General features: G+C 34.8%; 12 protein-coding genes. 11 read left to right on the top strand and 1 reads right to left on the bottom strand.

Annotated elements, in window-relative coordinates:
- Positions 1-131: 131 nt before the first annotated feature.
- Positions 132-3320, bottom strand: coding sequence for a T9SS type A sorting domain-containing protein (locus IPJ53_15180; GenBank protein MBK7800443.1), 3189 nt, complete (start codon positions 3318-3320; stop codon positions 132-134).
- Positions 3321-3722: 402 nt separating this feature from the next.
- Between IPJ53_15180 and IPJ53_15175 the strand changes: the two genes are divergently transcribed.
- From IPJ53_15175 to IPJ53_15125, 11 genes are all read left to right on the top strand, one after another.
- Positions 3723-4214, top strand: coding sequence for a DUF4372 domain-containing protein (locus IPJ53_15175; protein ID MBK7800442.1), 492 nt, complete (start codon positions 3723-3725; stop codon positions 4212-4214).
- The gene (locus IPJ53_15170; protein MBK7800441.1) at positions 4211-4939 is read left to right on the top strand and encodes an IS4 family transposase; all 729 of its coding nucleotides are present in this window, start codon (positions 4211-4213) and stop codon (positions 4937-4939) included. Before IPJ53_15175 ends, IPJ53_15170 begins: the two co-directional genes overlap by 4 nt.
- Positions 4940-5319: 380 nt before the next feature.
- The gene (locus IPJ53_15165; GenBank protein MBK7800440.1) at positions 5320-5637 is read left to right on the top strand and encodes a DUF3467 domain-containing protein; all 318 of its coding nucleotides are present in this window, start codon (positions 5320-5322) and stop codon (positions 5635-5637) included.
- Between the two features lie 37 nt (positions 5638-5674).
- Positions 5675-7690: a S9 family peptidase gene (locus tag IPJ53_15160; protein MBK7800439.1), complete on the top strand. Its 2016-nt coding sequence runs from the start codon at positions 5675-5677 to the stop codon at positions 7688-7690.
- Between the two features lie 117 nt (positions 7691-7807).
- A complete protein-coding gene (locus IPJ53_15155) occupies positions 7808-8233 on the top strand; it encodes a phosphoheptose isomerase (GenBank protein MBK7800438.1) in 426 nt (141 codons plus the stop codon).
- A 21-nt stretch (positions 8234-8254) separates the two neighbouring features.
- Positions 8255-8887 carry a ribonuclease H family protein gene (locus IPJ53_15150; GenBank protein ID MBK7800437.1) on the top strand — a complete coding sequence of 211 codons (633 nt, stop codon included), beginning with the start codon at positions 8255-8257 and terminating at the stop codon, positions 8885-8887.
- Positions 8888-8920: 33 nt separating this feature from the next.
- On the top strand, positions 8921-11605 hold the full coding sequence (locus IPJ53_15145; protein ID MBK7800436.1) for a response regulator: 2685 nt from the start codon (positions 8921-8923) through the stop codon (positions 11603-11605).
- Positions 11606-11630: 25 nt separating this feature from the next.
- Positions 11631-12941, top strand: a complete 1311-nt coding sequence (locus IPJ53_15140) for a serine hydrolase (protein MBK7800435.1) — start codon at positions 11631-11633, stop codon at positions 12939-12941.
- A 1212-nt stretch (positions 12942-14153) separates the two neighbouring features.
- Positions 14154-16571, top strand: coding sequence for a tail fiber domain-containing protein (locus IPJ53_15135; protein MBK7800434.1), 2418 nt, complete (start codon positions 14154-14156; stop codon positions 16569-16571).
- Positions 16572-16591: 20 nt separating this feature from the next.
- Positions 16592-18262 (top strand): T9SS type A sorting domain-containing protein, encoded by a 1671-nt coding sequence (locus IPJ53_15130; GenBank protein ID MBK7800433.1) that lies wholly within the window; start codon positions 16592-16594, stop codon positions 18260-18262.
- A 2145-nt stretch (positions 18263-20407) separates the two neighbouring features.
- Positions 20408-25170 (top strand): thrombospondin type 3 repeat-containing protein (locus IPJ53_15125; GenBank protein MBK7800432.1); only part of this gene is annotated, 4763 nt, incomplete at its 3' end.

The following is a 25170-nucleotide window of genomic DNA, read 5'->3' as shown; positions in this document are numbered from 1 at the left end:
CTTGTAGCATTTTAAAATGCGGTTCATTACTTCAATCTTTTAACAAAAACGCAGCACCTATATTCAGTCCTTTCAGCTGTTTAATTCAAAAGGTATTTTCGAAATACAAACCTAATATTAAGTTAAAACAATTATTTAAATACTAACTTACAGGTCGCATATTGGCCATTCCCATTTTGAACAGTTACAAAGTAAACGCCATTCGCAAGTCCATCCCTGGAAATTAACAGGGATTGTCCTTGAAATGGGAATCTTCGAATTAATCTTGAGTCTGTAGAAAGGATACTAATACTGAGTTTTGTATTTGAAAACTGATCTGGTAATTTGATGAAAACTTCTTCTTTAGCAGGATTTGGTATGGCGTAAAGAATTGAATTTTCGAGATCACCAACTGTATTAGTAGCAATACTTAATTTAACAAAAGCATCGTTGGTGCTTATAGGAAAATTTTTATCAAAGTAAATATCTGCAACATTATGAATTACATCTCCAGGTTCTAAATTTTGAATGGGTTGTATGGAATACTTGAAATACCCATGGGACTTGGATTCATTGACATTGCTGTCAGGAAGTTGTATATTGTCAAATTTAATTTCTAAAACCCCCATCGGGTTCAAAGTATAAGAAAATTTATGGCTGGCATCGATTGGCCTAATGCTTGACCAAATAAGTTTTGAATCTAACTGATCAGTAATTGAAATGTCAAAGGCAGTATCTGTTCCTGTGTTTTGGAAGTGAATTACATATTCGATTTCATCATCTGTACGGACAAAGGATTCTGATGAAATGCCATGGACTATTGCATCCTTATAATTGGGGTCCCAGGATCCAAAATTCTTCCCGCAGACAGAAGAATTTAATGTTGGATTGTTATAAGATTTACATTTTTCATTATTCAAAAGTACTGTGGTAATACAATGCTCCTGGCTAAGCGATGAATTACAAGATACATTGAACGAGAATTCAATGAGAATTTTTTCAGCGGGTAGTATTTCTGGGATTATAAAGTTGTAATTATTATTACTTACACTTATTGGATTTATGGAAGTGATTATTTTTTCAAAAAATGGATCCATTTTTACACTAAGATTAGTGTTTTTAGAAGAAATAATTCCTTCATTAACTATTTGAATATATGCTTTATTGTTACTAAAACATCTCCTCAACCTACCCATCACAAGACTGGTTGTCAAATCTGCACATTCTTCAGTGAGTTGAACGAGAATATTATTTTGGTTAATAATCTGTTGGGCTTGAATACTAAAATTCTTTGGAAAATTACATTCTTTCCATAAGGGTGATTTACTGATAAGATTCAGGTCGTAAGTGCCTGGCCCAACAATAAATTTGTAATCTCCTTTACTAGATACGGTTGTAAAGTAACGAAATCCTCCCCCTGCAGCTTCTAGTTGAAATGTGTTCGTTTTGTTTTCACCAGTAGCTTTAATACAATCTAAATTTTCATCGATGAATACATTTCCTTGAATAGTGCATTCATCTGTTGGTAGAACTTCACTAAATTTAAATACAGGATTACCATTGATAGTAGCATATAAATAATTGTTCTGACCTCTATAAATTCTAAAGGACTCCAAATTAATATTTTTAAATCCAGTAAAGGGAATGATAATGGCCTGATCGTTGATCAAATTCCTAACAGAAAGGGTATCCTTATATTTAAAAAAATATAAGTTTGTATATGCATCCACATAATATAAGGATGAGTTTTTATCAGCTTGTATTTCATGATAAGTTTTAAAAAAATCAGAAGAATATCTTATGGTGTAGTTAAAATTACCATATGATTCCCATACAAAAGTATTGTTGCTGGTCAAGTATAAGGTATTGTAATTATCAAGACCAGTTGGATTGAACTTAGTCCAACTTAATCCTAAATCCAATGAATAAAAAAATTCAGCATTCGGATAGGTTTTTATATAAATGACATTTTGAGCATTGATAAATACTTCATCATACTTATTTGTCATAGGGTTCATTAGGTTCTTTGCTTTTAATTGCCATGAGCCTCCTTTATCGCTTGAAGTATACACCTTGTCTGAATCAATTAAAAGAATATTCTCATTGTTATCTAAAACCATATGACCAATCGTAACTGTCGGCAAAGGCTTTTTAACAAATGTTTTTAGTTTGTCTGTACTGAGGACTAAATCATTGTTTAATTTATAACCAACAGAACCATCCTTCCATAATAATACACTGGATATATTCTTGTCAGGAATTATATTCCAGCTTGAACCATCATCAAATGAAACTTGGGGATATATATCCGTTGAACAATATATATTATTTTGACCAAATTGTTTTAAATCATAAATTTCAGTTTCTTTTAGACCAAGGTCTAATATTTCAAGATTGGTATTTCGACGTATTAAATGGCTAGCATTATTTTCTAAAAGAACGATTTCATCATTGTTGGATTTGCTTAAAGAAAAATTTGAAAAATAGGTAGACGTAATTTCATAGGAATATTCTTGCGATTTGGTCCAGTTCAAGCCATTGTCTTTTGATTCGTAAACCTGTGGACCAAATCCTAAAATTGTACCATCGCTTAATTCAAGTAAACTCTTAAAAATTACATTGTTTGGTGTCGATACTTTTGTCCAGGTTTTCCCATAATCCAATGAGGAATAAATTTCTTTATCATAGTCAAACAGAGTATTTGACTTATTATGAAAAAAGAGGGAGCGACAACATTGAGAATTTGAAAATCCTATAAATTTTCCATTCGCATCACTAAATCTCCAAATACTCACATTTGTTCCGTTGACTTGACGAACAAAATTATTGTCGTTACCCAAGCATAATAACTCAGTGGACGAAAGAGACCAACTTTGAAATTTTGTAAATTTAAGTCCATCGGAAGAAATATATAAGCCATCTTTACTTGCTACGTAAATTTTATTTCCTGTAGGAGAAAAGGCATAATCAAATGCTGTAAAAACTTGAGGAAACATATACCAATTATTGGTTGTTTTATCAAGTTTATATAGCCGATTGTTGGTAGAAAGAAAAATATCTCCCGAAGGTGATTCTAATAATTTATTAACATATTGAATGGAGGCATTTATGGAAGCCAGCGAAATAGCGTTCCAACTCTTCCCTTGGTTTGTAGAATGATATAAGGCCTTTCCCGAGGCATAACCATATACAAAACAATAAATTTCACCTTTATCTTTTGTAATTAATGATGCAGAAACTGCCAATCCATAAGGACCATTTAGTTTCTGCCAAGTTTGGGAGAAAATGGAAGCACAATAAAATAAGGTTAGAATGAAGGGAATACAAATTTTGTTTTTCATAATAAGTAATTGAAAGTGAGATTCTTTGCTTTGGCTCTTTAAATCCGTTAAGAAGATGATTAACTAATTGAAAATCAAAATATTAACACGCCATTGATGAATGTTTGTAACTCCTTATACCAAAGCAATACAAGACGAAGTATGAAATTGTTGTTTACCCCTAAACAAAAATAGTTATTTCATTCCATGTTTCCTAAATTATTTTTAACAATTGCAATAAAATTTTCCTTATTTACCCCTTTTGTTCGTCGCAGTTTGAAACTGTGATGCCAAAAGAGAATGTGAAAATTAGTCAATGAGCTAATGAGTTAATCACTGTTGTCCGGGAAAAAAATAAAAGGGGGCCTTATTAGAGCCCCCATTTTGTAGTTATTTTTATTGTGCAAATCAAAAACTACTACAATGAGCAAAAGTACTTTTTTTACCGGACAGCCGATCTTCAATCAGCTAATTTCTTTGATACCAAAGCATATCATAAGCAATGCCTCCCTAAAGTATAACGCAGATCGCTATTGCAAGAAGTTCATGGCCTATGATCATTTGGTTACTATGCTTTACACCAGCTTGGAAAAGTGCACCTCTATCCGAGAAGTTACTACAGGTTTACTGGCTTGTTTTCATAAACTTAACCATTTAGGTTTAAGGAATGTGCCGCGCAGAAGCACTTTGTCAGACGCCAATAGTCGTCGAAGTTCGTTATTCTTCCAAAATGTCTATCATGAACTTTATAATTATTATTATCGGAATTCCCCGGACAGCCTCGAGGAAAAAGATGTTAAAAAGAGATTGTTTTTAGTGGATTCTACAACAATTAGCTTGTTTAATGAGGTGATGAAAGGGATGGGAACGCATGCCTTCAATGGAAGAAAAAGGGAGGTGCAAAAGCACATATGATAGTCAAGGCCGAGAACATGGTTCCCGAGTTTGTACAAATTACCGAAGCAATTAAAAACGACAAGGATATTTTTCCCTTTTTAAAGCTAGCTCCAGGAGCCATAGTGGTCTTAGATAAAGGTTATAATAGCTATGCACAATTTCATAAATGGGATCAGGAACAGGTCATATGGGTAACTAGAATGGCTGAAACAGCTTATCAAGTACTTGTTGATTCAAGGCCCTTAAGCAGTGATGAAAAATCTCTGGGCGTAATTGCTGATGACGTTGTAAACTTAGGTCGACCAAGCAATAAAAGCACACAAAGTATATGTGCCCGAAGAATTGGGTTTAAAGATTTAACCTCAGGTAAAAAATTTAACTTTATTACCAATGACATGAAATTCAAAGCATCTACTGTGGCAAATATTTACAAACAGAGATGGCAGATTGAACTCCTATTCAAACGACTTAAACAAAATTATCCCCTTCAATACTTTTTAGGAGATAGTGAAAATGCAATAACCATACAAATTTGGTGCGCATTAATTACGGATTTGTTACTTAACATTATTAAAAGAGTTCTAAAAAGGAACTGGTCATATTCCAATCTCAGAGGAATGATAAGACTCCATTTAATGAATTATATAAACCTAATAGATTTTTTAAATAGTCCAGAAGATTCTCTTAATAATTACAAGGAAAAAATGTTAGAATTAGAACCTAATTTGTTCAGTTCTTCTTAACGGGGGGGCTTGCATTTTAAAAATTACACTTTTTCCTTGTGAAACTACCTATAATACAGGACCTACTTTCATTTTTATAACTTTCCCCGGACAACAGTGATGAGTTAATTAGTTAATTTATAATTTGAAAATTATATTTGAAAATTAATTTCAGGTTGTTTGAAGCTTTGTTTGCTCGTCGCAGTTTGAAACTGCGATGCATTACGATTCCAGCATTTTAAATGCAACACGCTACCTAAATCTTTTAGCAAAGATGCCACGCCATGAGTGAGATGTTATAAGATCATGGCTTTTTAAAATGCAGCTTCTATGGTCCCCCTTGAAAACCAGTTTGCGGTTTTTATTGTTTAATCTTTAAATTTGCAACTAAAATCTAAAAAATGGCTGATCAACCAAAGAATCCCAATGAAATCAACATCGAGCTTTCTGAAAAAGTATCGGAAGGCGTTTATTCAAATCTGGCAATCATTTCTCACTCGCACTCTGAGTTTGTACTGGACTTTATAAGGCTTATGCCCAACATACCTAAGGCAAAAGTGAAGTCCAGAATAATCCTTACACCGCAACATGCCAAGAGGCTCCTGAAGGCCCTGGCGGACAATGTAAGTAAGTTTGAAAATCAGTTCGGAACCATTCAGGATCCGGAGCCGCCGCAATTTCCTCCTATGTCATTTAACACACCTACCGCCCAGGCCTGATCGCATCATACAATTTTTTATTTTGAATTAAACTAATATGAAGTACCTAAACTTGCTTTTTATTTTTATTGTAACGAACCTTGTTCTCCATGCCCAAACTGAATTGCTCACCGAGGAGACGCTTTGGAAACTTGGCCGTGCGGCACTGGAAGATGTTTCTCCGGATGGCGGAAGCGTGGTTTATTCAGTTACTTATTTCAACATCGTAGCCAATAAGGGGAATACAGACCTGTACGTCTGCAAGACCGATGGAACTACCCCTCCGGTAAAAATAACGAATTATGAAGGGCATGAAAACAATGCCAGATTTACGCCGGATGGAAAAAAAATCCTGTTTCTTGCAAATGGTCTCCTTTATTCCTGCAATCCTGATGGAAGCGATCAATACAAACTCGCTGACCTGGAGATGAATGGATTTGTGATTGCGCCTACCAACGACAGAATAGCTTTCCTGCAGGATGTGAAATACCGTAAAACAACTGCGGAAACTTATCCCGGCCTGCCGCTTGCAAACGCCCGTTTGTACAATGATCTCATGTATCGTCACTGGAAAACCTGGGACGATGGCCATGACAGCAATGTTTTTACCGTCGAGTATAAAAACGGGATGCTTTATGGCGATCCTGTCAACATTGTTAATGAACCATTTGAAGCTCCTGTGGAACCCAATGATGGAATTGAGCAAGTGAGTTTTTCACCCGATGGCAAAATGATAGCCTACAGTTGTAAGAAATACAGCGGCAAAGACTATGCACTCAACACCAATACCGATATTTTTCTTTACGACATTCAAACTAAATCTACCCGCAACATCAGTGGATTCAATCAGGGATATGATAAATCTCCGATCTTCTCTCCTGACGGCAACTCGCTGCTGTGGAATGCCATGTTGACACCAACCTATGAAGCGGATAAAGATCAACTTATCCTCTACAATCTGAAATCCGGAGAAAAAAAGATGTTGGGCACTAAGTATGACAACAATGCCGAACATGCCACTTTTTCTAAGGACGGAAAATTTATTTATTTCATCAGTGCTGTAAATGCCTGCAACCAGATCATGATGCAAGACATTGCAACTGCTAAAGTAAAACAACTCACTACCGGAATTCATGATTACCAAAGTATCCTCGTAAGTCCAAAAGGATTGATCGGCTCAAGAGTTTCGATGACCAATCCGGCAGAGATATATTCCATTCACGGGATGACGGGCGAAGCGGTTCAATTGACGCAGATTAACAAAAGCATCTGGGATAAAATCAAAAAAGCAGAGGTCCGGCAAAAATGGATTCAGACTACGGATGGTAAAAAAATGTTGGTATGGACGATTCTTCCTCCGGACTTTGATCCAAAGAAAAAATATCCTACCTTGTTGTATTGTCAGGGTGGACCGCAATCCACCGTGAGCCAATTTTTTTCTTATCGCTGGAATCTCCAGTTGATGGCCTCCAAGGGTTATGTGATTGTGGCACCTTGCCGCAGAGGGATGCCTGGTTTTGGTCATGAGTGGAATCTTGCCATCTCCAAAGATTGGGGAGGACAATGCATGAAAGACTATTTGAGTGCCATCGACGATGCAGCCAAGGAACCTTTTGTTGATAAAGATAGATTGGGAGCCGTTGGTGCAAGTTTTGGCGGATATTCCGTTTACTACCTAGCAGGAAATCACAACAAGCGATTTAAATGTTTCATCTCTCATTGTGGTGTCTATAATCTGGAATCCATGTACGGAACTACCGAAGAAATGTGGTTTGTAAATTATGATTTTGGTGGACCTTTCTGGGATAAAGCCCACGCCATGCAATATGAAAAATTTTCACCGCACAAGTATGTACAAAATTGGGATACTCCGATCATGGTCATGCATGGAGAAAAAGATTTTCGGGTACCTGTCAGCGAAGGACTGCAAGCCTACCAGGCTGCACAATTGAAAAACATACCAAGCAGATTGGTTCTATTCCCGGAAGAAGGGCACTGGATTCAAACGCCACAAAATGGATTGCTCTGGCAGAAAGAATATTTTGGCTGGCTGGATAAATGGTTGAAGAATTAGTTAATTAGTTAATTAGCTAATGAATGAGCTAATAATGTGATAATTAGCTAATTTTAAATGTAGACTTAATATTGAAAGGATGCATAAGGGAACAAGGGAAATAAAATATTTTTCATGATGAACAACAATCAATTGATTTTTGAAACGGACGAAAACGGACAAAGAAAGAGTCCCATGCTTGGCGAAGGCATCAAGAATTTTTTGATTGATATTGATGGTACCATTTGTGATGATGTGCCCAATGAAGAGCCGGAGAGAATGAAAACAGTTGCTCCATATCCGGATGCATTGGAGATGTTGAACAAATGGTATGAAGAAGGACACCTCATTTATTTTTTTACCAGCAGAACGGAAGATCTTAGAGACATTACGGATCAATGGCTGAAGAAATGTGGCTTTCGTTATCATGGTCTGATCATGGGAAAACCACGAGGCGGAAATTATCACTGGATCGACAACCACATTGTAAAAGCTACCCGGTACATGGGCAAATTCACTGCCTTGGTCAAGTCTACTCAGGAGACAGATGTCTTTGAAGATTAAATTACTCAATCTGGAAAATTCTTGAAAGCGAAGAAAAAATTTTACGTGGTTTGGCAGGGGCAGACTCCGGGCGTGTACCACAGCTGGGAAGATTGCCTGAAGCAAGTCAAAGCATACCCCGATGCAAAATACAAATCCTTTGAATCGCTGGATGAAGCCAATGATGCCTACCTCTCAGGCTATTCTTACTCCGGCAGTCAAAAAGTCAAAGCAACGTCCCAGAGGCCGCAGGATTGGAAAAAAGTGGTGCCTGTAGGAAGTATCACGGTGGATGCTGCCTGTCAAGGCAACCCGGGCAAAATGGAATACAGAGGAGTGGATCCCTATACCGGTGTCGAACTGTTTCATCAGGGGCCCTTTGTGCACGGCACCAACAACATTGGGGAATTTCTGGCCCTGGTCCATGCACTTGCCCTGCTTAAAAAATTAAACAAACACCAGACACCGATCTATACAGATTCTAAAACAGCCATGAGTTGGGTAAAACGAAAAATTCCAAACACCAAAATTGAATTTAATGCAAGCAACAAGGCTATTTTGGATTTGCTGAACAGAGCCACCCAGTGGTTGAATCAAAACACATATTCCAATCCCATCATCAAATGGGAGACAGAAATCTGGGGTGAGATCCCGGCGGATTTTGGAAGAAAATAGAATACAAGCTCAGGATCCATTAACTTTGAGTGAATGAATATATTTGGAAAAGATCGTTTTGTTTCACTGGCCGTAAAAAATGCAGTGGTGTACATCCTGCTCATTTTGTTGAGTAGTTCGCTGATAGGTTTTTTCCTCTACCGCATAAGTTCCAACATAGTCATTTCTTCTTCCGAACAACAATTGTCACATACCGTCGAGATCCTGGATGTAAAAATCAATTCATACATCAACAACATCCGAAAAGACATACTCTTTCTTTCGCGCAGTGCTTTTCTGAAAGATTACATCAAAAGCATGTATCAGTCAGGAGTACCATTGATGAGAAATAAACTTGGAGAAGATTACATCAGTTTTATGTCCAGCCGACCTGACTATGCGCAATTGCGAATCATTGGTAAGGAAAATGCCGGACAAGAAATTATCCGCGTAGATCAATTCGAAAAAGGAATCCACCTGGTGCAGCGCGATCAGCTGCAACAAAAGGGATTCAGTTCTTATTTTCAGGAGACTTTGACTTACCCGGAAGATTCCGTTTATTTTTCAGTGATTGACCTGAACAAGGAACATGGAAAAATAAGTAATCCACAGATGAGCACACTGAGAGTGGCCTGTCCGATTTTTATACAGGATACTACTTTTGGAATCATCATCATCAATGCCAATCTGAATGCCTTTCTGGATGAATTAAAGAAGACGGTTCCAAAAGAATTTGAACTCTATCTGATGAACCATCAGGGATATTATCTTACACATCCTGATCCCGCAAAAGAGTTTGGATTTGAGCACAATTTACAGCCTGCGGGATTTGTGGATTTGAAAATTGACATTAAAAATTTGCAGTCTGATCAATTAAAAATATACTCCTCTGCTACAGAAAAAAATCTGTTGGCGTATAAAAAAATTAATTATCCACGGAAGGATTATTTCCTGATACTGGGCTTGCAAGCCTCCAGGGAAACATTATTGGTGCCTTTCTACCGATGGCAGGGGTCCATTTTATTGATTACTTTATTCATAGTATTGGCAGTTGTTTTTTTAGCATTGTGGTGGTTAAGAAAACAGACCTTGAGTTTGGAATCCATCACCAAATCCATGACGAGTTTTGGACAAAATCTCTCAACCGAAAAACTACCCATTCATCAGAACGATGAAATAGGAATGCTGGCGCGCAGTTTTTCTTCCATGTCACAGACTATCCAGCAAAATATTCATACCCTTGCCAAAGCAAGAGATGAAGCGGAAGAAGCAAACAGGCAAAAAGAAGAATTTCTGCAGAACATGAGTCATGAGATTCGCAACCCTTTGCATACCATCATCGGCATGTCCAGAATGCTTGCTGAAAACAATCCAAAGTCTGAGCAATTGCCCTTAATAGAAAGCTTGAAATTCAGTTCGGATAATTTACTGGCCCTGGTCAACGATGTACTCGATTATTCAAAACTGAAAGAAGGACAAATTACTTTGCAAAGTGAACCGATTCAATTGGATCAGTTGCTGCAACAAATACACAAAGCATATTTGTTTGAAGCAAGGACCAAAAAAATTGAGCTGGAATTAATTTTAGACAAGACAATAGAGGGAAAGGTTTTTAAAACTGATGGGTTGAGACTCAGTCAGATCATCAACAACCTGCTGTCCAATGCACTGAAGTTTACACATGCTGGAGGTAAGATAACACTGAAGGTAAAGGGTAGCCAAGTTCAGGATGGACAGTTTAAATTATTTTTTGAAGTTTCCGATACGGGCATCGGTATACAGGCAGATCAGATTAGTTTGATTCATCAGCGATTCCAGAAAATGGATTCCGGTCAAGGCATCAGCAACATTCATGGGGTAGGATTAGGCTTACCGATTGTCGTGCAGATGCTTGATTTGTTTGGCAGCAAACTGGAAATTAAATCGGAGTTAAGCAAAGGATCTGATTTTTCCTTTGCAATGGAACTGAAAGTGCTGGACCAAAAATCAAATGTCAGCAAATCTTCTCTTCCGGTAAGTATTGACGATCGTTACAGAAATATTTTAGTAATAGACGATGATCCGCAGATCCAGTTATTGTACAAGCATATTTTTGATAAGCCCGGAATAAAATATGTGCAGCTCCATCACCCCGATGACCTCAGAGAACTTTCTCCCGGTCTTTTGTTTGAACTCATACTTACGGATTATAATTTTGATGATTATAAGATTGTGGATCATCTGAGTGAACTCAGAAAATTTAAAGCAGAAGGAGGCGCGATCGTATGCGTCACAGGTGCACACGACATTACAAGGGTCAGCACTGAGGGAGAGGAAATATTTGATGCCGTTATACAAAAACCGGTGAGCCCTCAGAAATTAATTCAGCGCGTTAATGAGTTGGCAGCACTGCAAACTTATCCGGCACCGGATGTGGAAGTGTTGTATCGGGATTATGATTTTCAAAAAGATAAAGTGTTGCGGGCACTGGAAATCCTGATATCTGAGTGGCAAGATGCGATGAGTAGTTTTAAGACCGCCGTAGATCAGCATGATGCGGGGCTCAGAGATAGAATACTTCACAAGCTGGTAAACAGCCTGCGGCGATTCAGTTTGTTTGATCTTGAACAATTAATTCATGGTCTCCCCATTGAAACCTCTTCTGAGGAGTTGGATGAACAGTGGAAGTTGGTACAAATGAAAATGGAATTTTATCTGAATTATTTTGTGAGGGAACGATTGAAGTTTCAGAAGGATTGAAACAATTTGTTTTAAAAAGTATGGAATGAAAAACCTGTTAAAAGTATTTCTGATTGGATTGGCTTGGATAAATATTTTGGAGGCCCAGGTATTTAATCCAATCTTGGCTACTCAACTACAAATCAAAATAGATAGTTTAAAAAATGCTTATAGAATAAAGGGTATCTCAGTATCTGTATATTTTCCTGGTGAGGGTATCTGGAATGGCACAAGTGGGGTTTCATTTGCTTCCGTGCCGATAGATCCTGATATGGAATTTGGTATTGGCAGCAACACTAAATTATTTACGGCAGTAGTGCTGCTCAAACTTGCTGAACAAGGTATTTTAAGTGTAGATGATTCATTGCACCGGTGGTTGCCAAATTACAAAAACATAGATCCTGACATTACCATCAGACAACTTTTAAATCACACCAGTGGTCTGGCAGATTACAACAATATCAGAGGTTACCCGGATTCAATCTTGAGCGATCCAAACCGAGTCTTTACGTCGGAAGAGTTGATTCAATGGGTTGGTCCGGCCTTAGCATCTCCGGGGACTACATGGAATTATTGCAATACCAATTATCTTCTTGCGGGTATGGTAGCAGAAAGAGTTACAGGATTGACAATAGCCCAATTAATAAGATCATTAATTTTAGATCCTCTTAAATTGGAGCATACATTTTTTGATGTACTGGAATCATCAGTAGGCACACTGGCCAATCCCTGGCAAAATGGAATAGACATCGGTTCCGTTCCACGGACCTCTTTGAACAGTGCTGCGTATTCTGCGGGCGCGATGTATTCAACGGCAAGAGAAATGGTAGTTTGGTATCAGAAATTAATGAAAGGTCAATTCTTGCAACCCCAATCTTTTAAGGAGCTCACTACTTTTGTTGGAACAGGAAATTATGGATTTGGGATTTCGCTGGACGTATTAGGTGGAAGAGTGTGTTATGCTCATGGTGGAGATATCCGGGGCTATAGATCCTACGTATTATTTGATACTTTGTCAGGAGCTTTTATATCCGTATTGTTAAATTCCAATCCGGCACCTCCAAGACTCATTGCTGAACAACTCTTATCTGTTTTGATAAATTTTCCAGTAGGAGTTATTAACGCTGATAATATAAAGAGTAAGATGAGCATCTTGCCGATTCCTGCTTCAGATTTGGTAAAAATCTACTTGGATAAGCAAAGAATTCAGAGAATTAAGATTTATGCATTGGATGGTAAGTTGGTGGCGATACACTCTGAGACAGAATTTTCAATTGCAGACCTTCTTGAAGGAATCTATTTGGTTGTTGCGGAAACAGAAAAATCTACTTACACCTCTAAGTTGGTAAAGCGATGACGGTAATTTTACCGGATCAATTTTTTTGAGGTACTTTGAAGATACAGTGGGATTAAAATATGAATGCTCTAAGATTTAATTCGCGTTAAAAGTGGATAAAGAACCAGTCCTTAAAATTAAAAATTCACCCTGATTATTGAGAAAAGTGTCTCGATCTTCAATTACCCGATTTAAGCATAAAGCTTCCCGATTTCTACATTCTCTGAGTTGTCAGAAGTAGATTTTACCATTTCAAAAACAGATCCAAGATTCTCTAGACATTCTGTCTTTCATTTGGAAATCAGAACAGCATTGACATCAAATTGCCTACTTAATTCAGCAAATGTCTTTTTGTTTTTTATGGCTTCTAAAGCAACCAAGGCTTTAAAACCTGAAGTAAATTTACGACGTGTTTGTTTCATAAGGTTTAGTAAATTTAAGTTTTTTTTTATCTAAACCTCTGTGCGCCATTTGAGGAGTATTACAAATGTCAATATAAATTCTGAAGTAACAATTGGTAATATATATTTTTTAGATATTAAATTAACTTGTTGATATTTATTCTAGTACAAATATGTTAAATAAATATTTAAAAATACTTTACAAAAAATTAGGATTTTATTTATAAGCATTTTACATTTGTTTATTGCTGAAATATTAAGAAAAGAGAGACATGACTTGGTATTAACACTATGCCTACTAAGTATTTGAGAAGTATTATTAACCCATTTCTAATTTCAAAACAAATTTTAAAATGATCCTACGATAGGCTTATGTCTATTTGATAGATGTGGTATAGGCTTTTGGTTTGTATTGAATGAACAATCATTGCCTAAGGATGTAATAGCCTCTATTGTCAAATTCTATTCATTTTATTGTACTAAAAATTAATTACATGAATCTAAAATTGAAAGATTTTAAAATGAAAAGAAACAACTGAATTATGTAGTGTATTTTGTTCGTAATAATACAAGACAATGATTATTTGATTTCACTAACTCGCAAAAGATTAGTTCGGATTCGGTATTTTATAGACATAATTTAACACAGTTGTTTTTCTAAAATATTATTTTTTCTGTATGGTTATCACCAAACAGTGTGTTGCTATTCATTGAAAATATTTGCGTTCAAATCTTTTTAGATTGAAGGCTGGCATTTTATGCTCGCTTCTAAGCAAATATTGTGGAATTAAATTATTAAATTGTAAATATGTTAAGCTTTAAATTTGAATTTATGAAAAAATATCTTTTTATACTTATTTTCCAATGTTCATTATTGGTTACAAACTATGCACAAGTAAAAGTAAATGGAATTAGTAGTGTTGGAATTGGCACAGACACCATAACACCATCTGCAAAGCTTGAAGTGCATAGTACTAATAAAGGATTTTTGAAACCCAGAATGGATACTGCAGCTCGAAAAGCAATCGCTAATAAGGTTCCCGGGCTTGAAGTTTATGACACTTATTTTAAGAAGACATTCTGGTGGGATGGTTCAAACTGGGTTTCCTGTGGAAATGATTTAGATTCCTTAAATGAGATTCAAGTTATTTCATTATCAGGTAATACTGTAAGTCTAAGTAAAAACGGCGGTTCATTTAATTTACCTGCGGACTCTCCAACTGATTTATCATTTACAGGATCAAGTAATGTATATACATTGAATTCCTCAACTGGCTCAGACGTGACTCTTACAGGTGGTTCTTCAACAGGAATTGATTTACAATTATCTGGCTCAAACTTAACACTTATTAATTCAAGTACACTATCCTATGATACATCAAGTGGCGCATTAACATTAATACCCAATAACAGTACAGTCTATTTGCCTATTGGTATTGCTGGATCAGGAACTGTGAATGCAATACCAAAGTGGACACCAAATTCAACCACACTTGGAAATAGTCAAATTACAGATAATGGAACTACAGTTTCAATTGGATCATCCAATGCAACATCTAAATTTCATGTTGGTGGACGAATTGGACAAAATTTTGGGGCCGGTTCGCAATTAAATATGGCAATTGGTAATGACGCAGGCAATTCAAATACAACAGGATCATATAATATGTTTTTTGGCATAAATTCAGGTATAGCAAATACCTCAGGTTCTGATAATCTCTTTTTTGGAAAATCAGCTGGCGATCATAATACAACTGGGTCTTCGAATCTATTTCTAGGAACTAATGCCGGGTCGGCTAATACAACTGCAAACCATAATTTATTTATGGGGTACGACGCTGGCCTTTCAAATACCACAGGGGCGTTTAATCTATTCCTTGGGAATTTTGCTGGTGATGCGAATACGACAGCAACTGACAATATCTGTATTGGATATAACTCAGGAGGGGCGACAACAACAGGAGATAAAAATGTCTTTCTAGGATCAAGAGCTGGTCTAACTAACTCCAGTGGCTATGAGAATGTTTTGGTAGGTTATGAAGCAGGAAAAAACAGTACCGGAAGCAAAAATGTATTTTTAGGATCACAAGCTGGAACCTCAAATACAACAGGCTATGATAATGTATTTGTCGGCATGGAAAGTGGAAAAGTAAATTCTACTGGATACCAAAATACTATTATTGGCTCTGGTTCAGCTTTAGCAAATACAAGTGGAAAGAACAACCTAATTATGGGAGCCTACTCGGGAAATACAAATAGTACAGGTGAAATGAACATCCTTTTGGGAGCATATTCGGGAAGAACCAATACATCTGGAAGTTATAATATTATGATTGGCCCACAAAATTATACTGGAGCATCAAATACTGGTTCAGATAACATATTTATAGGCTCCGATGCAGGTATTAACAATACTTCTGCTTCTGGAAATTTATTTATTGGTTCTGAAACAGGAAAGACAAATTCAACTGGTGCCAGTAACTTATTTATAGGGCATTCAGCTGGCAAATATAATTCAACTGCTAACTATAATACATTTATAGGTGTTTTGGCTGGTGGATCTAATTCCACTGGAACTAATAATGTCTTCTTAGGTTACAGAGCAGGAATTGCAAACACTATTGGGATTGAAAATACGATGATTGGTTACTATGCTGATGTATCATCTATTAACCAGAATAATTCAACTGCAATAGGAAATGGAGCCGTATCTCAAGGTTCAAATAAAATTCGGGTTGGGAATTCAGCGGTCACTGAAATAGGTGGGGAAGTAGCTTGGTCTACATTATCTGACAAAAGGTTCAAATCAAATATTAAAGATGATGTACCTGGATTAGAATTTATTAAAAAACTAAAACCAGTCACTTATTATGTAAATACAAGAATGATAACTGAAAATCTAATTCGAAATATGCATGATTCGATAAAAGAGATTTATAGAAAAACGGATTTTAGTGAATCTTCTAATATTAAGAGAACGGGTTTTTTAGCCCAAGACGTCGAAGTGACATGTCAGGAAATTGGGTATGATTTTGATGGCGTTAATATTCCAAAAGACAAGGAAAATTTGTATTCTCTCAGCTATTCACAATTTGTTGTTCCATTAGTTAAAGCTGTTCAAGAACAAGAGCTTAAAATTGAAGAATTAAATATTGAATTAGGCAAACAAAAACAAATAAATGCTGAAAAGGACAGACTATTGAGTGAATTGTTGAAAAGGATTGAAATTATTGAACTTAAATTAAAGTAGTTCATTTAAAAAATTTAATCATGTATAAGATTACATTAATCATTGGATTTATTTGCTTTAATTGCCTTGTATTCAATTTCATTTATTCGCAAAGCCCAGGTGGAGTTGATCATCCGTTAGTATGGAAACAATTTTATTCATCAGATAGTAGAGCGTCAAATTCAACTGAGACATTTAATTACAATAAATACTTGAAATTAGAAGGAAATAAAAATGATTTAAATATTCCAATTGGAAATTTAAATAAATTCTCATTATTTGTTGTATTTAATAGTAAAAATAATGAAAATATTGCAAGCATTTATTCAGAAAATAATGAAATTATCATTACCGATTCTAGTGTGAATTCAAGAAATAAATACGCTTATAAAAATACACATACAAAACCAAAAATTTTATCATTTGTAGAAAGTACTAAAAAATTGAAAAATTTGGACACAAATGGTATTATTAAAATTAATCAAAAAAGTATAGTCATAAGTGAATCTTTTCAGGGAGGTATCGCTGAAATAATTGTTTACGACAAATTGCTAAATAGAAAGCAAATAAATAAAATTGAAAGTTATTTAGCAATAAAATATGGAATCTCACTTCCACTAACGAGCAATTATTACAATTCAAATGGAGGTATTATTTGGGATCCTTTACAACATAAAGGTTTTGAGCATAATTTAACTTCAATTGGGAAGGATAAGAATACAAACCTTAATCAACTTCAATCACGAAATGAATATAGCGATGTTAATTTAACTATTGGGTTGAATCAAATTGCAACTTGTAATAATGACAATAAGAGCACCATTTTAAACAACTCCTATTTGTTCTGGTCTGACAATAATAAATCTTCTATCTTCAAAAGAAAAGATGAGAATTCAGACAATTTATCCGTTGAGCGAATATGGCAAATAGTACATAATGGTGACTTAGGAAAGGGTGAAGGTTTGGAATTCAATATTAAATTAAAAGACTCCCTACCCAACCCTATAAATAATACTCTATGGTTGGTTTACAATAAAAATAGTTTGGGAAATTTAAGTGGGGTAAATAAAGATGCAATCAAGGTAAAATTGCAATTAGAGGAAAATAATTCATACAAGGGCATCATCAATGAGAAGTTCAATTCTTGTGACTTCTATTTTACATTCATATGGGGACCTAAAATTAACATGGAATTATATCCGGATGTTGAAAATTGCTCTAAAATATTAACTAATGCTATCTTAGAAATTAATGATCTACATGAAGATATTGCGATTTATCTTAATGGCAAAGAAGTAACAACAAATCGTAAAGATTTAGCCGGAAAAATGTCAATATCATTAGAAAATATACCTTATTTTAATAATACCCTTAAGTTAATTGTCAATCAAAGAGACACACTATATAAATTTTTTAATATTGACAAATCAACTTGTAGGAATAAATATATTTTGCAGGAAATTGAAATCACCGTTAGCCCAAATCCAATAAGAGCAGGTTATTATTTTGAGATCTTTGTAAAAGGATTAGAAGACGGGCCAGTGAATTTTAATATTTACTCTGAACAAATGAAATTTGTCAAGTCTTTAATTAGTCATTCGGTCAACGGAGTTGTTTCAGTAAAAGAGAAATTAAATACCTCAGGAGTATATATACTTGAAATAATTCAAGAAAAAGCTTCAAAATCAAGTAAAATTATTGTTATAAACTAGAACTGCTATTTCCCAAATGAGATTTATTCACTAACCAGATAGATTATGAAACATACTTTACTTCATACAATACGAATTGTGGATACAATTCAACCAGATCTAAATCATCAAATATCATATAATAGTCGCTTTGATAAAATAATCATATTAGGAATTATATTATTTTTAATAAATATGACTTTCGTGCCATACAAAGGTCTTGATATCGTGAAAGTTAATTCAAAAAACGAAATGAATGACCATGTAAAAAATCAAGTTCAAGCCAATACATTAAGTCATGAATTCAATACAAATAATCCTAAAGAATCAAAAACCCTTATTGCTATTGATACAAGGGACAAAAATATTAAAAAACTTGATCATAAAAAATTAGTTCTTGACTCATCTGCATTGTCAATTAGTGATGATAAACTTAAAAAATTTACTAAATTAAAATTGAATTCAATTTTAAATCCAATAGAAACTGAGTACAATAATGAAGAGAACATTTTCAAAGCTGACTTATTAGAAGGACAAATAGGCGGCATTAATGGTCATATTGACTTTCCTCAAGACAACATTTTTCGGGTCAATATTAACCAAGAAGTCAATGAAAATTATGAATATTTCATGAAATATGATGTATACGGAGTAAATGGCATTGAAAGTGTGGCAAGAAGTATAAATACCGGAAATAGTAAAGGAGGATATTTTATATCTAAATCGAAAGCTTGGAATTTAATAGTAGAAAAATTACAATCAAGGCTGTTAAATACAGGAATGAACATTATTAGATTCGGATCAGTGGATTCATCATGTTCTTATAAAATTAGAAATTTAAGTATATATAAAAGACCCATTAATTCAGAATCAATTTTTGAATTATCAAATGCACATGTAGCATATTCTAATGAACATAATTTAATTTATCTAAGATCCATATTATCGGATTCAATTACTAAAGTTTTTTTAAATGGTATTGAATTAGAAATTGAGAATGGTGAATTGGAATTTGTACATACTTTGACAGAAGAAGAAATAACAAGCAGGAAGTTAATGTTAATACTTGAATCAAAAGCACAATTAAGTAAAGTTTTTGAAATAGGTGTTAAAGATGATAAAACATATGATTTGATTGTTCCGATAAGAAGAACTCAGACAAGTGTGTCAAAGTCAGTTTCTGGGGATCAAATGGTTGAATTGAAAATTGATGGCGCAAGTTTATACTTAGATTCTGGATCAATAAAGAGCAAACTTGATTTAACCATTAGACCATTAAGATCGGTGGATGTAATCCCAATGAATGCCGGATTATTAAATGTAACAAAATCTGGAATTGCATATCGATTCCTTCCACACAATACCGTTTTCGAAAAAAATATTTTAATAAAACTGCCCTATGAGAAAAGTAGGATACCTAATGGCTATACCATTAAAGATATTAAGAGCTTTTATTTTAATGATAAGACTAAATCATGGAGTGAAGTAAATATAGATTCAGTTGATCAACTCAATGAATTGGTTTACATCCGAACCAATCATTTTACAGATTATATCAATGGGATTATTCAAATTCCTGAGAGCCCAACCGCCACCGCATTTACTCCCACGATTATGTCTGATATCAAAGCTGCCGATCCTTCATCTGGAATCAATACTATGGCTCCACCAACAGCTAGTCAAAAAGGAGATGCATCAATATCTTATCCAATAAATATTCCAGCAGGTAGAAAAGGAATGCAACCCAATGTATCACTTAATTACAGCAGTGATGGGGCAAGTGGATGGACAGGTTTTGGATGGTCTGTGCCTGTAATGTCAGTTACATTAGATACTAGGTGGGGAACCCCTGTATTCGATCCAACAAATGAAACAGAAATTTATCAACTAAATGGCGAACAATTAATACAAAATGATAAATCAAATCCGAATAGACATAAGGAGGGGTCTATGTATAACACTGCTCTCAGGACGAGACAAACAGGCACAGTTGCTTTTTATGAAAGAAAGCTAGGAAGTTTTAGTAAGATTGAAAGAATTGGTAGCACAGCCTTAGATTATATATGGAAAGTAACAACTTCTGATGGCACTATTAATTGGTATGGTGGAGTAAATGCATTAGACACAAATTTTATCCTTAAATCAAATGCTGGGATCGCTCAATGGATGCTAGCGAGAACAATTGATGTGTATGGTAATACAATTAATTATGAATATGTCAAAACTACAAGCGCTTCAGGGCCTGAAGCAGGAGGAATAAATCTATACTTGAGTAAGATATACTATACTGGAACAAATGGGGGTAATGGGAATTATAATGTTGAATTCCTAAGAGGCGGAGAAGGTTCTTATTCAAGACAGGACATCACAATAAATAATAAATTTGGATTTAAAATGTCAGATGATCAGTTATTAACTAGAATAAAAGTTAATCATAATACTGATTTAGTAAGGTCCTACAAGTTGGATTACCAATCTGGGAAATTTTTTAAAACTTTACTAGTTAAAATATCTGAATATGATTCTCAAGATAGTTTATTTTATAGTCATGATTTAGAATATTACAATGACATTGATGGGTGTAATCCATTTGATGAAAATGAAGAAACTATAGAAATACCTTTAAAACCTATTGATTCATGCGGCAATGTAGATACAGATAAGGATGGATGGTTTGATTTATGTGACAATAGTCCACTAATTTATAATCCACTCCAAGAACTAATTGATACAAGTAAATGTGGTGATATTGATTCTGACGGGGATGGCTTTAGAGATAATTGCGATAATTGTCCTTATACTTCGAATCCCAATCAGCTAGATACAGATGGAGATGGCATTGGAGATGCTTGTGATAATTGCGTTAATATTTGGAATCATAGTCAAAGTGATCGTGATAAAGATGGCATAGGCGACGCATGCGATAATTGTCCAAATTACAAAAGCACTTCAGGAAATCAAAATGCTGATAATTTAGATACAGATGGTGATGGACTAGGCGCTGCATGTGATAATTGTCCAAATGTGTCTAATCCGGATCAGAGCGATTCAGATCAAGATGGTCTTGGTGATGCATGTGATAATTGCCCATATAAGGAAAATCCTGATCAATATGATGGAGATGGAGATGGGATAGGTTTTTATTGTGATAATTGTCCTTACCTTTATAATCCGGCCCAAGGGTATGAGTGTGAAGAATGTGTATCGATGACTTTTAGGTGGGGAGCACATGAAGGATTCACAATTAACTATTATGATTGTGATAGTGTACTACAGACAATAAGTATATACTCTCCTTATACCGCCGATACTATAGGACCATTTTGTGGATATTTACAAAGCGTATATGATCATTCCATCATTTCCGACTATAATAACTTTACCATTATAGTAGATTCGATATGTAGTAGTAGCGAATCTTTTAAAAAAGGAAACGGTGGATCTGAATTAAAAAATAGAAAAAATAGTACTAACATTTCTACCAATGCCATCCTGGACAATCAAGTAAAATCAAACAGTACAGTTAGTGAAAACCTTAACAGATATGTACTAATATCAGAACAACCAAACCGACTATCGCCTTCCAATGACCCTAATATTATGATGTCGGGTTCTGAATGCATACTCAATTCAAATACGCTTAGAAATTTCAATTTACTGGAATATAATCCAAACTCATCTGCTTTAGGATCTAGTGTCAGCTATTCCGTTAATATTGGATTGGGTGTGGGTTTTGGAGTAGGCTGCAAAATATTGAAAAAAGGTGGAAAAATATCACTTGATGTAAGTGGAGGCTTAAATGTGGAAGAAGGTGGAACATTGATAGCAAGTGCAGATATTAATGGTGATGGCTTGACAGATATAATAAGAAAACACAATGGTCGAATCGTATATTACGCTCATAAAGTAGTGAGAAATTCAGATTCAATAATTAGTGAATTATTTGAAACAACACCTAAGGAAATTTTTACGATGAATCCAGATGGTAGTTTTAGTCCAACAAATGACTTATTATACACCTATTCCAAAGCATGGGATTTAAGTCTAGCTGGAACATTCAATTATGGAAAACTTGGTGGTTCGGCTGGTGGAAATTATAGTAAAGGTAGTAACGTTACTAAAATATTTGTTACAGATGGCAATGGAGATCAACTTCCAGATATTTCGATTAATGGCAAGGTCTTTTTTAACCATATTAATCGATTGACTGGTGAAGTTTATTTTACACCGAATAGTGACCCTACTGAAAACCTTGTTGTAGTAGGAAGTGAATTGGAGAAAGAAATTCCTGATACAGTCATTACTACATTAAATGAAATACATATTCCCGCTTATGATGTAGTTAAGGTTTGGGAAGCACCGCATGATGGCAAAATTATAATTAAAAATGGCGTAACAACAAGTGATGCTAAAGTTTCAATTGAAACTGATGCAAACGGATTTTATGGATTAGCAGGGCTTCCGTTAGATAAGAGTACATGCCGACTATATCATGGAAGTTCGAATGATTTACCGACTGAAATAAATAATTTGCCTACTAGTGCAGGAACTCTTGATTGTGTCTCTGCTGAAATAACTGATTCATGTGAACTTGATTCAGACGATGATGGAATTAATGATTGCGTTGAATGTGATTCCATTGGAATAGATTGCATCTCTTGTAAGGATAGTCTTTTGCTACTTAATCAAGTCAATTCTGGAGTATTAGATTTAAGAGCAACCTCAGGATATATTATTGCTAGGAACAAAATCAAAAATAATGGTCAAGCTTATTATCATAGTAGTGATAGTGTTATGTTAACCCAAGAAAACTCGGATATGTTCAAAGTTGAAACAGGTGGTAAGTTCAAAGCATATATTGAAGGTTGCATTAAAAACAATACTTCAGGAGGCGTAAATCCTGAGGATTCACCAGATACAGAAACATCTTACTTAAGGGTAAAAAAAGGTCAAAAAATTTACTTTAGACTTCATGTTAAAGAAAATGCAACAAATAATGAAATTGGATGGAATCCAGAGGTAAGATATACTCACATTTCAGGAATTGGAATTGATAATACGGAAATGGATTATTCTAGCCTTACACCGCATAAGAGTTCTTATGCTGATGGATTCATGATGAGTACTAAATTCGATTATCCACTACCTGCAACGGGCGATAGCTCTAAAGTCCTCATAACTTGGGACCCATTTACCATAGCTGATAATTCAGATTCAATAAAATTTAGAATATTAAAAATTACTGAGGCAGAGGATGGTGACAATCCTGATGAAGTTATGCAGCTTTGGCAAGATTCCATTGGAATTAAATCAGCTGTAAGAACTATTTATCCTCCAAATCTTACATTGGCTTTAGATACTTTAAATACCTATTACCTTAGATTCGAAGCTTACTCACAATCAAATAATGATTGGCAAGGTATTAATTGGAATCCAAAATTAATAGTTACACTTGTTGGAATAGATAGTACTGATGTATCTGAAGTGTACCCGCCGGTAAAGTATTCACTATTCAGAAATTATATATTACCATATAAACCATCTAATGGAAAAAGCTTGAAAAGTTATAATACCATTATTGGTTCAATGACAAAAATTATTGACTCGGTATATGTACATTTAAATTTTGCACCTGATATTAAAACTCAAATCATAACATGTACATCTGAAGCTTCAGTTTGCGTAGATGGTAAAGTATTTTTTAAAGTAAAGCAAAATGGAAGAACCATTGGAACAAGAATAATAACCGTTAAAAACAACTCCATTACCATAAATAATTCTTCGCCAATTAAAGTAAAATTTACAGATGAAATCTCTAAAATATTGACATTGGAGTTAAACAGTGACGGATCTTATTATGGAAATGAATTATTAAGAATATTGGAATCTAGAGGTAACTGGGATAAAATGGTTGGGTATCTTGGTACATCTGCTTATGTTACATCCGGATCAAATGAAGCAAAAAACAATAAAATCACAAGAAGAAATTTGAACCTATTGTATGATTTGCAGGAAGCTAAAGGTCATTTTTATCGTGGATGGGGTCAGTTCTTATATAATCCAAGTCAAGATACTGGCCAACATGTAGCATTAAATGATTCTTTTGGAAGGCTTATAAACACATATAAGGATACCATGTTTACTTTAACAGAAGATCAAATATCAATCTTTTCAGATATTACTATTGATGATTTAGATGATGAAAACTATGGTGAAAATTTTGACCCAGAAACAGGACAAATATTAATTCCCGGATTAACCGATCTAAAACTTCCTAACTTTCTATTTTTAACACCATATGCGTTTAAAGAAGCGATTATTAAGGACGGTGCAAAATATATTGATCAGAAGTGGAGAGGATTTAGTAAGCATAATTATGTTGCTAAATATTCTGCTCGAGCAATTAGCGCAGAAGAAGATGTAACCGATATGATTAGTTTGCATAGTCCATTTCTTGAATATTCTAATTATAATACAGGTGCATATTCACTTAACAAATATGTCACCTCTAAGACTAAGTCGGTTAATTCCAGGGCATCAGCTGGAAGGATCAAAGTAGGAAAGAGTAGAACCATCTCTTCGAAATCTACAAATCGATCAGATTATATTGATATGAATGGAGATCGATACCCAGATCCAATTTTAGAAAATTTTGCTCAATTAACTAATTCAACAGGCGGATTATACCCTTCGTCTTATTCTACTTCAGCAATAACATCAGGAGTTAGAACTTGGGAGAATACTGGCTTAACTGATGTCTATAATAATGGTAAAAGCGCATCAGGAACTTTTGGAAAAGCTGGCAATCAGACCGCTGATCCATCTGGTAAAGGAGGAAATAGATTCGGAAAATTTCTAAATTCAAGATTAGGGGATGCGTCTCTTGGACTTTCGGCTAACACCGGCACTTCATATAATAATTGTAAAGT

Source organism: Candidatus Vicinibacter affinis, from assembly GCA_016714365.1.
GTDB lineage: Bacteria > Bacteroidota > Bacteroidia > Chitinophagales > Saprospiraceae > Vicinibacter > Vicinibacter affinis.
This window is presented reverse-complemented; position numbering and strand designations above follow the sequence as displayed.